The organism is Pseudonocardia adelaidensis, assembly GCF_039543345.1.
GTDB lineage: Bacteria > Actinomycetota > Actinomycetes > Mycobacteriales > Pseudonocardiaceae > Pseudonocardia > Pseudonocardia adelaidensis.
Window position 1 is genome coordinate 1 of record NZ_BAABJO010000012.1, and the last position, 14,055, is coordinate 14,055.

Sequence of the window (14,055 nt, forward strand, 5' to 3'; positions counted from 1 at the left end):
GCCCCTGCGCCGGCCTGACCCTCTACGCCGTCCTCCGCGAACTCCAGACCCTCCTCAGCATCTGGACCGGCGCATGCCACACCTGCAAACGCCCCTACCCCGCACCGACCTAACAAAGCCCTACTAGGAGGGCGGTCCTGCGCTGACGTGGTCAGGGCAGGAAGTCAGCGGCGTTCGCCCGCGCCCACTGCGCGAAGGTGGTGGCGGGCGCGCCGGTCACCCGCTCCACCGTGGGCCGCACCTGCGCGGGCCAGTCCACCGCGCCCTTCAGGATCGTGTCGACGTACCACCGCGCGGTGTCTCCCATGGTCGGCTCCAGCGCCGCGACCGCCTCGTCGCGGGTGACCGTCTCGAACCGCACGGGCCTGCCGCGCGCGACCCCGATGCGATCGGCGAGGTCGACCCTGGTGAGCACCTCGGGACCGGTCAACGGCAGTGCCCGGCCCTCGTAGCCGTCGGACGTCAGAACCGTGGCGGCGACCCGCGCGATGTCGTCCATCGCGATCGGGGCGCTGCGGCCCTGCGGGTACGGCTCGCGGACCGCGTCGGTCTCGATGATCTGCCGGGCCCAGCTCAGGGTGTTCTCCATGAAGTCGCCGGGGGACAGGTGGGTCCACGACAACCCGCTCGCCTCCACCGCCGTGGCGACGCCGCCCCACCAGCTCTCGTGCTCGCCGGACAGGTCGACGATGCGCTTCACCCCCGCCTCCCGGGCCAGCCGGAGCACCTCCTCGACCGTCTCCGGGGCCGGCGCGAGGTACATCGCCTCGACCCCGTCGAACGCCGCGGGCAGGGTCGCCGGCCTGCGCAGGTAGCCGACGGCGATCTCCACGCCGTCCGGCAGCGCGGCCTTGGCGGGGTTCGTGGTGAGCGCCCGGACCGCGCCGGCCCCGCGGGCGAGCAGGTGGTCGACGACCTTCCGCCCGATGTTCCCGGTCGCACCCGTCACCAGGATCGTCATGACCACTCCTACCAGTACAGTGTACGCAGAAGTGTAACGCGGCCCGGAAGAACGCGAACACGGGACGTTTACCGGGATCTCGCCCCGTTACCGAGGGGAACAGTGCGGCAATACAAGATCTTGATCCGCGGCCCCGCCGGAACCGTGTCCGGTCGGAGCACGGGCGGGGCCGCGGCGCGGGGATGATCGATCTGAACGGTGGCCGCGCGACCTCCAGCCGTGACCTGGGCGAGATCTTCGAGTGCGCATCGTGCCACCGGCCTGGGAATGGACCGAACGGCTGCCGCCGCGTTTCGTCTCGGGACGATCACAGGTCGCCCGGTCGGCGATCCGCCCGGCGCGCCGCACGACCCGCTCGCGCGCGGGGACGTGCCACTTGCGGTACGCCGCCGTCGGCAAGCGGCAGGAAGCGTCCGAACCGCAAAGAAGAACGGTCACCGCCTGAACGCGTTACGTCGCGTTCGGTCCAATGATTACGGCGTACGGCGCAATCCACCGCCATTCGTCGCGCCGGTGAACGCTTCCGGCCCACTGCCCTCTCAGCTTCGCAACCACAACGTGACGGCACCTCATACGGTCACCGGCCATGGACCAGCGGCTACTGCGTGCAACGTGGTTGGGCGTACTCGGGGTGATCATATTCGCGCCGACGTTCGCCTACCTCACGCTGCCGTCGGTCGCGCACCTCGGGCTCCCGTCGACCGGTGGCCTCTGGCACCAGCTCTCCGCCATCACCGGGCTGCTCGCGCTGTCGGCGCTCGTCTGCGCGGCCGTGCTGCCGTCCCGGCTCAGGTCGCTCAACCGCGCGTTCGGCATCGAGTCGGTGATCGACGTGCACCGCTTCCTCGGCGTCGTCACGGCCGCTCTGGTCTTCGCCCACCTCGCCTGCGTGGTGGCCGCCAAGCCGGCCAACATCAACCTGCTCGACCTCACCACGGCCCCCGGGCGGGCCAAGGCGGCCACCGTGTCGACGCTCGCGCTCGTCGCGGTGGCCGTGCTGACGGTGCTGCGCAACCAGGCCCGGCTGTCCTACGAGCTGTGGAAGTGGTCGCACGTCACGCTCGCGGCCACCGCGCTCGTCGCCGCGGCCCTGCACGTCTGGCTGCTCGACCAGCTCATCCGCGACACCGTGATCGGCACGATGTTCGTGCTCTTCGCCCTGCTGCTCGCGGTGGTGCTCGGGCACCGCTGGGTGTGGCGGCCCATGTGCGACCCGTCGACGGAGTTCGTCGTGCGCGACATCCGGCGCGAGAACCGCACCGTGAGCACGCTGGTGCTCGCACCGCGCAGCCGCGGCGGCCGGCCGGCCACCACCTGGGCGTTCGCCCCCGGACAGTTCGCCTGGATCCGCCTCGACCGCTCCGTGATGGCCGAGGAACACCCGTTCACGATCGCCTCGAGCGCCCACTCCGACGCCACCGAGTTCACGATCCGCCACACCGGCGACTTCACCCGCGCGCTGCGCCGCCTCCCCATCGGCGCCACCGTGTGGGTGGACGGCCCGCACGGCGCCTTCACCAACGACGTCGAGACCTCAGCGGGCTTCGTCATGATCGCCGGCGGCGTCGGCATCACCCCGATGATGAGCATGCTGCGCACCGCCGCCCACCGGCGCGACCCCCGTCCGTACCGCCTCGTCGTGGTCGCGAGCGCGCCGTCGGACCTGCTGTTCCGCACCGAGCTCGCCCAGCTGCGGTGCCTGATCGACCTCGAGGTCACCGAGGTGCTGCGCCGACCGGTCGAGGGCTGGTCGGGACCCACCGGCGACATCGGCGTCGAGCTGCTCTCCGCCGTGCTCGGCGGGGCCCACCACGCCGAGGACGTGGACTACTTCATCTGCGGCCCGCCCGCCCTCGTCACCGACGCCCTCAGCGCCCTCGACCTACTCGGCGCCCCCATGGACCGGATCCACACCGAACAGTTCGACCTCGCTTGAGCGGTCGCTCCCCCCGCTCCCCCCTCGCTCCCCAAGAGGAAGGCCCAAATGCTCCGCCGGATCCCCCGACTACTCCGCAGCGCCGTGATCGTCGCCGTGCTCGTGGCCGTATCGGCCTCGGTCTACCAGTCCTGGGCCACCGGGGCCCCCGGCATGAACGGCTGGCAACAAACCCAGTGGGGCCCACTCGGGCCCGCCGACCGGGACCTGATCACCAAGGTCCGGATGGCCAATCTGTGGGAGGGACCCACCTCGCAGCAGGCCGAGCAGATGGCCACCAGCGCCGACGTGCGTGAGGTCGGCCGCAAGCTCGCCGCCGAGCACGCCCAGCTCGACGAGGAGACGCGCAAGGTCGCCAACCAGCTCGGCGTCCCGCTGCCGAACGGGCCCAGCTCCCAGCAGATGGGATGGATGGCCGAGATCTCGTCGAAGACCGGGTCGGACTACGACCGCACGTACGTCCAGCGCGTGCGCGAGGCCCACGCCCAGGTCCTCCCGGTGATCTCCGAGGTGCGCACCACCACCCAGAACGACCTGGTCCGCCAGTTCGCCATCACCTCCGCGGAGTTCGTCAACCGCCATCACGAGTACCTGGAAAGCACCGGCCTCGTCGACTACGCCGCCCTGCCCCACCACAGCCCCGGTCTGTTCGGCGGCGGCACCCAGATGAGCGACCTGCTCGTGCCGTTCCTCGTGTTCATCGCCGCGCTGCTCGCCGCCGTCGCCCTCTTCTGGGGTCTGCGCAACCGCGCGACGTCCGGCCGCCGCGAGCGCATCACGGTCCCCCAGCCCCCGATGGCCCAACCCGCCACGCGCTTCCCCGAGTTCGCCGCCATGGCCGCGATCCCGGCGCCGCGCGCCGTCGGCCTCGACGACACCGGCCCGATCCCGGTACTCGACGATGTCCCGCTGGCCACGGTCACGGACAGCGGCTCCTACCAGGTGTCTCCGGACACTGCCACCGACTCCGGGGGCTACGGGGCCGTCAGCGACTCCGGCTCCCACCGAGCCGTCTCCACGTCCGGTTCCCACCGGATGCCGCGCTCCCGACGAGCACGGCACTCGATGCGGCGATAGCTCCCCCGATCATCCCGCCGCGAACATCCCGTCCCCGACCCTCGAACGGAGGACCCGTGTCCCCGACCAGCACAGCCAGGCACTCGAACCTACGCAAGATCTCCATCTGCGCCGCCGCCCTCGTGGTGACGCTCCTGCCCACCGCGTGTGGCGCCGCCTACGCCGACATCGGCCACGCCGGCCACACCTCCGAAGTCGTGGAGGTCGGCGGTGCCGACGCCGCCGAGCCGAGCGGCGACGGCGAGAACGACGGCAACGCGGACGACGCCAACGCGGACGACGCCAACGCGGACCAAGGCGACGCGGCAGGCGGCGAAACCGACCCCGCCGAGGAAGCCCCCGGCGTAGGCGACGACGCCGGCGCCGACGGCGGCGCGCAGAACGACCAGGGCAACAACGACGGCAACAACAACGACGGCAACAATCAAGGCGAGAACGCGAACAACCAGGGCGACGAAGCAGGGGTTGCCAAGAACGAACCCGGGAACCGTCGCAAAGGCAAGCAGGAGCCACCTCCCGCCAATGGGGGCGGCGGCAACGGCAACAACGGGCTGGACGTGCTCGGCACGGACTGCAAGAACAGCCAGCTGGAGCCGCACAACGGGTTCGAAGAGGCACCGCGCTGTGTCGAGACCTCGTTCGGTGAGGTCGCGGCGGAGGAGAAGAGCCCGTCGTTGCTCATCACCGAGGCCCCGCAGACGGTGCGCGCGGGCGAGGACTTCACCATCTCGGTGAGCAGCCGCAACCTCGTGCGCGACCGCTTCCTCGGCGCCGCGGCGGGCGGCTACTACCTGGAGAGCTCGTTCCTCAACGCGGACGGCTTCCAGCGCGGCCACTTCCACACGGCCTGCCGCATGCTCGAGAGCACGAACGAGGCACCCGACGCGGCACCGGACCCGGAGTTCTTCCTGGCCACCCAGGACAACGGCGGCGGCGCGGGCGCGGACACCGTCAAGATCACGGTCGACGGCGGCATGCCGAGCGCGGGCACGGCCCAGTGCGCCGTGTGGTCGGGTGACGGGTCGCACCGCATCCCGATGATGCAGCGGGCGAACCAGACCCCGGCGTTCGACGCGGTCCGGATCACGGTGCAGTGATTGGTCCGGAGCACTACTAGCCCGTTCTGAAAGCGGCGGAGCCGCTCGTACTTGCCCGTACGCAGCCGGCACCGCGGCGGGTTCTCAGACGTCGTCTCGCGAGGAAAGCCCCGACGTGGTGAACTGGCGTTCATGAGGAGGGGCTCCCGGAGCGAGACGGCGTCTGAGGTTCCGCTACCGGCACCGCAACGCAAGCCTCCACACAGTCCCTAGGCGAGACCGATGTCGGCCAGGCCGAGGAGCGCGCGGTAGCGCACACCCTCGGCCTCGATGGCCTCGCGGGCGCCGGTGTCGCGATCCACCACGGTCACGACGCCGGCGACCTCGGCCCCGGCCTCCCGCACCGCGCGGACGGCGGTGAGCACCGACGCGCCGGTCGTCGAGGTGTCCTCCACGACGAGCACCCGGCGGCCGCCGATGTCCGGTCCCTCGATGAGCCGCTGCAGCCCGTGCTGCTTCGTCGCCTTGCGGACGACGAAGGCGTCCACCGGCGGGGTGTCGGGCTCGATGGCCCGCTCGGCGGCAGCGGCGTGCAGCACGGCGTCGGCCACCGGGTCGGCGCCGAGGGTCAGGCCGCCGACGGCCGAGTACTCCCAGTCGGCGGTGAGCACCCGCAGCAGCCTGCCGACGAGCGGCGCGGCCCGGTGCTCGAGCGTGACCCGGCGCAGGTCCACGTAGTAGTCGGCCTCCGCACCCGAGGACAGCGTGACCCGCTCGTGCACGACGCCCAGCTCGCGCACCAGCCCCGCCAGCTCCTCGCGCTCGGTGTCGGCTGCACTCATCGGCGGCCACGCTCCACAGCGGCCATGAGCCGCCGCAGCAGCGGGCGCGGCAGCAGGTCGATCAATGTGGCGAACGCCTTGTACTGCGGGCTCGGCACGGACACCACCTTCCCCCTCGCCAGGTCGGCGAGGCACTCCTCCACGACGCGCTCGGCGTCCAGCCACATCAGCCCACGGCGCGCACCCACGTCCAGCCCTGCGCGCTCGTGGAACTCGGTGCGCACGAAACCGGGGCACAGCACGAGCGCCCGCACGCCGGTGCCGGCGAGCGTGGCGGCGATGCCTTCGGTGAAGACGGTGACCCAGGCCTTCTCGGCCGTGTACGTCGACCGGCTGCCGGTGGCGAAGCCGAGCATGCTCGCCACGTTCACGACGGCCCCGCGGCCCCGCTGGACCATCCCCGGCAGGGCGGCCCTCGTGAGCTGCAGCACGGCGGTGACATTGAGGTCGTGCTGGCCCTGCAGCAGGGCCGGATCGGCCTCGAGGAAGGGCCGCCGCTGGGTGGCGCCCGCGTTGTTGACGAGCAGGTCGACCGGCGCAGCCGGATCGGCCAACCGGTCGGCCACGCGGGCACGGCCCTCGACCGTGGCGAGGTCGGCCACCAGCACCTGTGCGGACACGCCGTGCTCGCGGTGGCGCGCGGCGGCCGCCTCGAGCCGGTCGCCGTCGCGGGCGACGAGCACGAGATCGCGGCCGTCCCGGGCGAGCCGAGCGGCGAAGGCGGCACCGATCCCCGCCGTCGCCCCCGTGATCAACGCAGTGGGCACGTGACGACCCTACTTGCGGGGCTCACGACTCCTTGCGCAGGCGGACCCCCAGCCCCTGCTCGAGCGCGGTGGCGAACTCGGCGAGGTCCGCGAGCAGATCCTGCACGCGGTCGGCGTTCGAGCTCAGCGGCGCCGTGGCCAGCACCCAGGACTCCTCGCCCCAGAGCAGCTCGACGTCGTCGCCGAGCGAGTCGGCCGCCGTGGCGAGCCGGGGCGTGAGCAGCGGCCGCACCGCCGCGGCGTCCGAGACGAACGCGTACCGCTCACCGACCGGCTGGAGCAGGTCGAGCCCCGCGTCGTCGGGCAGCGGGGCCGACGGGAGCCGCAGCTCGACGGCCGCCGGCAGCGGCTCTTGCAGCTGCACGGCCACGAGGATGGAGGTCAGCCGCCCTGCCTGCTCGTGGTCGAACACGTACGCCATCCGCGGCCCGGCCGGGGTGGGCACGTCGCCGCTGATCAGGTTGCGGGCCACGCCGGGACCGCCCTGGTGGATGGTGCCGTAGCGCCAGCGGCTCGGGAGCACCGGATCGGTGTCCAGAAACTCCCAGCCGCGCATCGCGGCCCACCGCCTCCGGTCCTTCGACCCCGAGCCGCGACGGCTGTCGGCCAGCAACAGTACGGCGCCGATCAACAGCGCGATCACGGCAATGACGAACCACACCGTCGACGAGAGACCCACGATCGAGCAGCGTAGCGGCGCAGGGCCGCTACGAGCGGGAACGCCACGGACCTCAGATCATGGTTGCCGGAAGACCCCGCCCCACGATCAGGGCGCCGGTGCCGCCCTCGGCCGTCGGATCGAGGTCGACCCGCACCGTGTCGCCCTCGCGGATCTCCCCGGCCAGCAGCTCCCTGGCGAGCTGGTCGCCGATGGCCGACTGCACGAGGCGGCGCAGCGGGCGGGCGCCGTAGACCGGGTCGAACCCGTTCATGGCGAGCCACTCGCGCCCCGCGTCGGTGACCTCGAGCGTGAGCCGCCGCTGGGCCAGCCTGCGGCGCAGCACGTCGAGCTGGATGTCGACGATCGAGGTGAGCTCCTCGGTGGACAGCGCGTGGAACACCACGACGTCGTCCAGCCGGTTGAGGAACTCCGGCTTGAAGTGCTGCCGCACGATCGTCATCACCGCGTCCTTGCGCCCGCGGTCGTCGAGCGCCGGATCGGCGATCGCCTGCGAGCCGAGGTTCGAGGTGAGCACCAGGATCGTGTTGCGGAAGTCGACCGTGCGGCCCTGCCCGTCGGTGAGCCTGCCGTCGTCGAGCACCTGCAGCAGCGTGTCGAACACGTCCGGGTGGGCCTTCTCGACCTCGTCGAACAGCACCACCGTGTACGGCCGGCGCCGCACCGACTCGGTGAGCTGCCCGCCCTGGTCGTACCCGACGTAGCCGGGCGGGGCGCCGACGAGCCGGGCCACCGAGTGCTTCTCGGAGTACTCGCTCATGTCGATGCGGACCATCGCCCGCTCGTCGTCGAACAGGAACTCGGCGAGGGCCTTCGCCAGCTCGGTCTTGCCGACACCGGTTGGGCCGAGGAACAGGAACGAGCCGGTGGGCCGGTTCTCGTCGGCGATGCCGGCGCGGGCCCGCCGCACGGCGTCGGACACGGCGCGCACGGCCTCGGCCTGGCCGACCACCCGCTTGCGCAGCTCGTCCTCCATGCGCAGGAGCTTGGCCGTCTCGCCCTCGAGCAGCCGCCCCGCGGGGATGCCGGTCCACGCGGACACGACGTCGGCGACGTCGTCCGGGCCGACCTCCTCCTTCAGCATCACGTCGGCATCGGGCGCCGTGACCGCGGTGGCCTCGGCGAGCTGCTTCTCCAGCATCGGGATGCGGCCGTAGCGCAGCTCGGCGGCCTTGCCCAGGTCGCCGTCGCGCTCGGCGCGCTCCGACTCCCCGCGCAGCCCTTCCAGCTGCTCCTTCAGCTCGCGCACCGACTCGATGGCGTGCTTCTCGTTCTGCCACCGCGCGGTGAGCGCCGAGAGCATCTCCCGCTGTTCGGCCAGCTCGGCCCGCAGCGCGGCGAGCCGGTCGACGGAGGCCGCGTCGGACTCCTTCTCCAGCGCCATCTCCTCGATCTCCAGCCTGCGCACGGCGCGCTCGACGCTGTCGATCTCCACCGGCCGCGAGTCGATCTCCATCCGGAGCCGGGACGCGGCCTCGTCGACCAGGTCGATCGCCTTGTCCGGCAGGAACCGGGCGGTGATGTAGCGGTCGGACAACGTGGCGGCGGCCACGAGCGCGGCGTCGGTGATCCGGACGCCGTGGTGCACCTCGTAGCGCTCCTTGAGCCCGCGCAGGATGCCGACGGTGTCCTCCACCGACGGCTCACCGACCAGCACCTGCTGGAACCGGCGCTCGAGCGCGGGGTCCTTCTCGATGCGCTGGCGGTACTCGTCGAGCGTGGTGGCGCCGACCATCCGCAGCTCGCCCCGCGCGAGCATCGGCTTGATCATGTTGCCGGCGTCCATCGCGCCCTCACCCGTGGCCCCGGCGCCGACGATCGTGTGCAGCTCGTCGATGAACGTGATGACCTGGCCCGCGCTGTCGGTGATCTCCTTGAGCACGGCCTTCAGCCGCTCCTCGAACTCGCCGCGGTACTTCGCACCGGCGACCATCGAGCCCAGGTCGAGCGCCACGACCCGCTTGCCGCGCAGCGACTCCGGGACGTCACCGGCCACGATCCGCTGGGCGAGGCCCTCGACGATCGCGGTCTTGCCGACGCCCGGCTCGCCGATCAGCACCGGGTTGTTCTTGGTGCGTCGCGAGAGCACCTGCACGACCCGGCGGATCTCCGTGTCGCGCCCGATCACCGGGTCGAGCTCGCCCTTGCGGGCCCGCTCGGTGAGGTCGACGCCGTACTTCTCCAGCGCCTGGTAGGTGCCCTCCGGGTCGGGGCTGGTGACGCGGCTGGACCCGCGGACCTTCGCGAAGGCCTCGCGGAGCGCGTCCGGGGTGGCGCCGTGGCGGCGGAGCAGGTCGGCCACCTGGCTCGGGGCCGACGCGAGCCCGACGAGAAGGTGCTCGGTGGAGACGTACTCGTCGCCCATCTCGGTGGCGAGCTGCTGGGCGGCGTTGATGGCGGCGAGCGCCTCGCGCGACAGCTGCGGGGCGCTCACCGTGGAGCCGGACGCCGAGGGCAGCCGGTTGCCGAGCTGGGTGGCCTCGCTCCGGACGGCCGCGGCATCGGCGCCCACCGCAGCGAGCAGCGGCGTGGCGATGCCGTCGGTCTGGGCCAGCAGCGCACCGAGCAGGTGCGTGGGCCCCACGTCCGGGTTGCCGGCGAGTGCCGCCGCCTGCGCCGCGGCCGAGATGGCCTGCTGCGTCTTGGTGGTGGGGTTGAAGGAATCCATCCCCTCGGTTCCTCCTGCACATGGACGGTTCGGGCACCATCGTGCCCGTCGACAGGAACAACGTCAGGAAAGTTGAGCGTGTTCCACTCAAGAGAGAGTGACTCATCGGTGATCGGGCGAGCGATGCGCCCCCTCGGTTCCACGTGAAACGAAGGAGCGCGCCGGCTAGCGGGGACGCAGCACCCGCGCGCTGCCGCCGCCGAGGTGGGTGGTGCTCGGGAAGCGCCTGCGCCCGGCGTGCGGGCGGGGTCGCCACCGCGGTGTCTCCTTCGCGCCGAAGTAGTCGCCGCCCTTGCGACCCGGGTCGTCGGTGCCCCACTCGCGCTTCTCGAACACGCGCGCCATGCGCGGGATGTGCTTGCGGCAGTGGATGTAGGCCTCCTCGACCTCGACGACCACCCACCGTTCCGACTGCCGTCCGCGATCGTCGTCCATCGGCACGTGCGGGAACGCCGTCGCGAAGTCCGCGGCTTCCACGATCCGCCCCCCGCCGTTGACGTGGAGCCCGATGAGGTCCTCCACGAAGTCGACCATCAGCAGCCCGACGTGCCCGTTCTCCGAGATGTTGCCGAGGCTCGCGTGCACGCCGTTGCCGCGGTACTCCGGGTAGGCGAGCGTGCGGGCGTCGAGCACGCGGATGAAGCCCGGAGGGCCGGCGCGCAGCGACGCGTCGCACTCGCCACGCGCATCCGCGGAGGCCACGAACACCATCTCCATCCGCTGGACGAATGCGGCCATGGTCGGCAACAGCCGATCTCTGACCTGGTCGGCGTAGAAGCGGCGAGCGCGCGGCTCCGTGCCGTAAGCGCACTGCAGGAGGTGCTCACCTGCCGATCCGGGCGTCGGATCGCACTCCTCCGACGGCGACGGCACCTCGACCGTGCGACGGACGGTCGTCGGGCCGGTCTGAGCGAGAGGTTGGGTTCGGGGAGCCACGTTCCCACCGTGCCATCCGCGCGCTGAAGAGTCACCGAATCCCGCCTCCCGCGATAAGCTCGGGCCCCAGGACCCCGGTCCCCGCGCTCCCCGTCCCGACGAGCAGGAAGAAGCCGGCCTCCATGACCGCTGAACAGTTGCTCACCGCTGACCTGCACGGCATCGGTGAGCCACGCGGTGAAGAGCACGGGCGGGCGCAGCTGATCAGGGACAGCTGGGCGGAGGTCGAGCCGGACGTCGACGAGATGGGCCGGCTCTTCTACGCCACCCTGTTCCACATCGCCCCGGAGGCCCGGGACCTGTTCCCGGTGAACATGGAGGTGCAACGCAGCCGCCTGATGCGCGCGCTCGTGCACTTCGTGCAGATGATCGACCAGCCGGACGAGCTCGTACCCTTCCTGGAGCAGCTCGGGCGCGACCACCGCAAGTTCGGCGTGGTCGCCCAGCACTACCACGCGGTCGGCGAGGCGCTGATCACCGCGATCGGTACCACGGCGGGCCCCACCATCTGGACCCCGGAGGTCCGCGACGCGTGGGTCGACGCCTACGCCGCGCTGGCCGGCCACATGCAGACCGCGGCCCAGGCCGAGCGCGGGCCCGCGTCCTGGCTCGGCCGGGTGGTGGCGCACGAGCGCATCGGGTGGGACATCGCGATCATCACCGTCCAGCCCAGCGAGCCCATCCCGTACCGCGCGGGGCAGTACGTCAGCATCGAGGCCCCGCAGCGGCCGCGCCTGTGGCGCTACCTCTCGCCCGCCAACGCCCCCCGCGAGGACGGCACCCTCGAGTTCCACGTCCGCGCCGTCGACGGCGGCTGGGTGAGCCGCGCCATCGTCGCCCACTCCCAGATCGGCGACAGCTGGCGTATCGGCCCCCCGATGGGACGCATGCACGTCGACCCCGCCACGGACCGCGACCTGCTGATGGTCACCGGCGGCACCGGGCTGGCCCCCATCAAGGCCCTGCTCGAGGACATCGCGGAGCGGCCGGAGCAACCCCGCACCCAGGTCTTCGTCGGCGGACGCACCTGGGACGACCTCTACGACTTCAGCAGCCTCCGCAAGTTCTCCTACAGCAACACGTGGCTCGACGTCATCCCCGTCGTCGAGGAGGACGAGGGTTCCTCCGGCGCCGAGCGCGGCACCCTCGCCGACGCCGTCACCCGGTACGGGGCGTGGGCCGACCACGACGTGCTGGTCTGCGGCTCACCCGCCATGATCCGCGCCACCGTCTCCCGGATGCTGGTGGCCGGCACGCCGCTGGACCGGATCAAGTACGACCCGTTCACGATGGACTAGCGCGGCCCTTACCAGGCGCCCGCCGGCCGGCGAGCCCGAGCTCGACTGCCACCCGCGCGGCGGCGGGGTCGGGCTCCGCCTCCGCGATCCGCGTGCGCAGCACGGCGCGGACGGTGTCCACCCCGGCGAGCCGGGGCAACAGGAAGGTCAGCACGGCGGCCGCGAGGACGACCGCGGGCAGCGTCATGAACCGGCGGGCGACGATCCGGCCTACTTGCGCGGCTTCGGCCGCCAGACGACGAGGGCCTGTTTCCGCTCGACCGGGACCAGGTCGCGCCGGTAGGACGCGTGCACCGCGGCCGCGGCCTGCTCGGCGGCGGCGTGCGCGGCGGCCAGTTCCTGCTCCAGATCCTCCATCCGCCGGCGCAGCTCGTCGACCACCTGCTCCAGCTCGATGATCCGCTTGATCCCCGCGAGGTTGACTCCCTCTTCCTGGGAGAGCCGCTGCACCTCGCGGAGCAGTGCGATGTCGCGCGGCGAGTAGCGCCTCCCCCCGCCCGCGGCCCGGCCGGGGCGCACGAGCCCCAGCCGGTCGTAGCTGCGCAGTGTCTGGGCGTGCAAGCCGGCGAGCTCGGCCGCCACCGAGATCACGAAGATGGGGCTGTCCATGTTCGTGCCTGGTGGCAGGCCGTGGCCGCCGATGGTCATCGCGCACCTCCGAGCAGGTCGGCCCGCGGGTCGAACTCCTTGGTGGCCTCGGCGTAGGACTGCAACGCCTCGGTGGCCGCGTCGTCGAGCCGCGCGGGCACCGCCACCTCGACGGTGACCAGCAGGTCGCCCGTCTTGCCCTTGCGCTGCACCCCGCGCCCGCGCACCCGGAAGGTGCGCCCGCTCGCCGTGCCCGCGGGGATCCGCAGCGACACGGTGGAGTCGAGCGTGGGCACGGTGAGGGTGCTCCCGAGCACCAGCTCGGGGTAGGTGACCGGAACGGTGAGCGTGAGGTCGTCCGGGTTGCGCTCCGACCGGCCGAAGAGCCGGTGCGGGGTGACGTGCACCTTCACGTACAGGTCACCTGCCGGCGCACCGCCCCTGCCCGGTTCACCCTGGCCCTTGAGCCGGATCTGCTGCCCGTCCGCCACCCCTGCCGGGATGCGCACGGTGATCGTGCGGGTGCGCGTGCTCACGCCGTCGCCACCGCACTCCGGGCACGGGTCGTCGATGATCCGGCCGGTGCCGCGGCAGTCGCGGCACGGCTCGGAGAACGCGAACGCACCCTGGCTCCGGCTCACCAGGCCGACGCCACCGCACGTGGGGCAGGCGCGCGGGGTGCTCCCCGGCCGTGCCCCGGTGCCGCCGCACCGCTCGCACCGGCCGGGCGAGGTGAGCCGCAGCTGCACCTCGGCTCCGCGCACCGCGTCGACGAAGTCGATCCGCAGCTCGCTCTCGACGTCGGCGCCCCGCTGGCTGCGGGTGCTGGTGGTCGGGCCGGCGCCGCGGTTGCCGAACAGGCCACCGAAGATGTCGCCGAGCCCGCCCGCGCCCGTGGTGCCCTGGGCGCCTGCCCTTGCGAACAGGTCGTTCAGGTCGAAGCCCTGGCCGGTGGCGCCGGACCCGAAGCCGCCGGGGAAGCCCCCGGCACCACCGAATCCGCTGCCGCCACCGGCGAACAGCGCACGAGTCTCGTCGTACTCGCGACGCTTCTTCTCGTCGGAGAGCACCCCGTACGCCTCGGAGACCGTCTTGAAGCGGGCCTCCGCCTTGGTGTCACCGGGGTTGGCGTCCGGGTGCAGCTCGCGCGCGAGCTTCCGGTACGCCTTCTTGATCTCGTCCGCCGAAGCGTCGGAGGCGACGCCCAGCTCGCGGTAGAAGTCCTTCTCGATCCAGTCCCGCTGGGTCACTCCGCCTCCCTCGCGT

Annotated in this window: 13 protein-coding genes; 4 read left to right on the forward strand and 9 right to left on the reverse strand. The window is 72.2% G+C overall.

Annotated elements, in window-relative coordinates; all coding sequences use genetic code 11:
- Positions 1 to 151: 151 nt before the first annotated feature.
- On the reverse strand, positions 152 to 961 hold the full coding sequence (locus ABEA81_RS17315) for an NAD(P)H-binding protein (protein ID WP_345606160.1): 810 nt from the start codon (positions 959 to 961) through the stop codon (positions 152 to 154).
- Positions 962 to 1,547: 586 nt separating this feature from the next.
- Here ABEA81_RS17315 and ABEA81_RS17320 point away from each other — a divergent pair.
- The 3 genes from ABEA81_RS17320 to ABEA81_RS17330 are packed head-to-tail and all read left to right on the forward strand — an operon-like array spanning position 1,548 to position 5,071.
- Positions 1,548 to 2,897, forward strand: a complete 1,350-nt coding sequence (locus ABEA81_RS17320) for a ferredoxin reductase family protein (RefSeq protein ID WP_345606161.1) — start codon at positions 1,548 to 1,550, stop codon at positions 2,895 to 2,897.
- A gap of 48 nt (positions 2,898 to 2,945) precedes the next feature.
- Positions 2,946 to 3,974, forward strand: coding sequence for a DUF4142 domain-containing protein (locus ABEA81_RS17325; protein ID WP_345606162.1), 1,029 nt, complete (start codon positions 2,946 to 2,948; stop codon positions 3,972 to 3,974).
- 56 nt (positions 3,975 to 4,030) lie between these two features.
- Entirely contained in the window at positions 4,031 to 5,071 is a 1,041-nt protein-coding gene (locus ABEA81_RS17330) for a hypothetical protein (protein WP_345606163.1), read from the forward strand.
- A 209-nt stretch (positions 5,072 to 5,280) separates the two neighbouring features.
- Here ABEA81_RS17330 and pyrE read toward each other — a convergent pair whose 3' ends face one another.
- From pyrE to ABEA81_RS17355, 5 genes are all read right to left on the reverse strand, one after another.
- A complete protein-coding gene (pyrE, locus tag ABEA81_RS17335; RefSeq protein WP_345606164.1) occupies positions 5,281 to 5,853 on the reverse strand; it encodes an orotate phosphoribosyltransferase in 573 nt (190 codons plus the stop codon).
- Positions 5,850 to 6,620: an SDR family NAD(P)-dependent oxidoreductase gene (locus tag ABEA81_RS17340; protein WP_345606165.1), complete on the reverse strand. Its 771-nt coding sequence runs from the start codon at positions 6,618 to 6,620 to the stop codon at positions 5,850 to 5,852. Before ABEA81_RS17340 ends, pyrE begins: the two co-directional genes overlap by 4 nt.
- 22 nt (positions 6,621 to 6,642) lie before the next feature.
- The gene (locus ABEA81_RS17345) at positions 6,643 to 7,299 is read right to left on the reverse strand and encodes a type III secretion system chaperone family protein (RefSeq protein ID WP_345606166.1); all 657 of its coding nucleotides are present in this window, start codon (positions 7,297 to 7,299) and stop codon (positions 6,643 to 6,645) included.
- Between the two features lie 52 nt (positions 7,300 to 7,351).
- Positions 7,352 to 9,967, reverse strand: a complete 2,616-nt coding sequence (gene clpB / locus ABEA81_RS17350) for an ATP-dependent chaperone ClpB (RefSeq protein WP_345606167.1) — start codon at positions 9,965 to 9,967, stop codon at positions 7,352 to 7,354.
- A 165-nt stretch (positions 9,968 to 10,132) separates the two neighbouring features.
- Positions 10,133 to 10,705 (reverse strand): pyridoxamine 5'-phosphate oxidase family protein, encoded by a 573-nt coding sequence (locus ABEA81_RS17355; RefSeq protein WP_345606168.1) that lies wholly within the window; start codon positions 10,703 to 10,705, stop codon positions 10,133 to 10,135.
- A 320-nt stretch (positions 10,706 to 11,025) separates the two neighbouring features.
- On the opposite strand from ABEA81_RS17355, the gene ABEA81_RS17360 reads away from it, so the two are divergent.
- On the forward strand, positions 11,026 to 12,201 hold the full coding sequence (locus ABEA81_RS17360) for an FAD-binding oxidoreductase (protein ID WP_345606169.1): 1,176 nt from the start codon (positions 11,026 to 11,028) through the stop codon (positions 12,199 to 12,201).
- Here the strand turns inward: ABEA81_RS17360 and ABEA81_RS17365 are convergent.
- From ABEA81_RS17365 to dnaJ, 3 genes are read right to left on the reverse strand one after another with little or no spacing between them, the layout of a single operon-like run.
- Entirely contained in the window at positions 12,188 to 12,388 is a 201-nt protein-coding gene (locus ABEA81_RS17365) for a hypothetical protein (RefSeq protein WP_345606170.1), read from the reverse strand. The two genes, ABEA81_RS17360 and ABEA81_RS17365, sit on opposite strands and share 14 nt — an antisense overlap.
- Before the next feature lie 23 nt (positions 12,389 to 12,411).
- Positions 12,412 to 12,849: a heat shock protein transcriptional repressor HspR gene (locus ABEA81_RS17370; protein WP_345606171.1), complete on the reverse strand. Its 438-nt coding sequence runs from the start codon at positions 12,847 to 12,849 to the stop codon at positions 12,412 to 12,414.
- Positions 12,846 to 14,039 (reverse strand): molecular chaperone DnaJ, encoded by a 1,194-nt coding sequence (gene dnaJ / locus ABEA81_RS17375; protein ID WP_345606173.1) that lies wholly within the window; start codon positions 14,037 to 14,039, stop codon positions 12,846 to 12,848. Before dnaJ ends, ABEA81_RS17370 begins: the two co-directional genes overlap by 4 nt.
- Positions 14,040 to 14,055 lie beyond the last annotated feature (16 nt).

Coding starts and splice junctions, on each gene's coding strand:
- clpB (WP_345606167.1), bottom strand. CDS start 9,967: ATGGATTCCTTCAACCCCACCACCAAGACGCAGCAGGCCATCTCGGCC.
- ABEA81_RS17320 (WP_345606161.1), top strand. CDS start 1,548: ATGGACCAGCGGCTACTGCGTGCAACGTGGTTGGGCGTACTCGGGGTG.
- ABEA81_RS17355 (WP_345606168.1), bottom strand. CDS start 10,705: ATGGCCGCATTCGTCCAGCGGATGGAGATGGTGTTCGTGGCCTCCGCG.
- pyrE (WP_345606164.1), bottom strand. CDS start 5,853: ATGAGTGCAGCCGACACCGAGCGCGAGGAGCTGGCGGGGCTGGTGCGC.
- ABEA81_RS17360 (WP_345606169.1), top strand. CDS start 11,026: ATGACCGCTGAACAGTTGCTCACCGCTGACCTGCACGGCATCGGTGAG.
- ABEA81_RS17365 (WP_345606170.1), bottom strand. CDS start 12,388: ATGACGCTGCCCGCGGTCGTCCTCGCGGCCGCCGTGCTGACCTTCCTG.
- ABEA81_RS17315 (WP_345606160.1), bottom strand. CDS start 961: ATGACGATCCTGGTGACGGGTGCGACCGGGAACATCGGGCGGAAGGTC.
- ABEA81_RS17325 (WP_345606162.1), top strand. CDS start 2,946: ATGCTCCGCCGGATCCCCCGACTACTCCGCAGCGCCGTGATCGTCGCC.
- ABEA81_RS17370 (WP_345606171.1), bottom strand. CDS start 12,849: ATGACCATCGGCGGCCACGGCCTGCCACCAGGCACGAACATGGACAGC.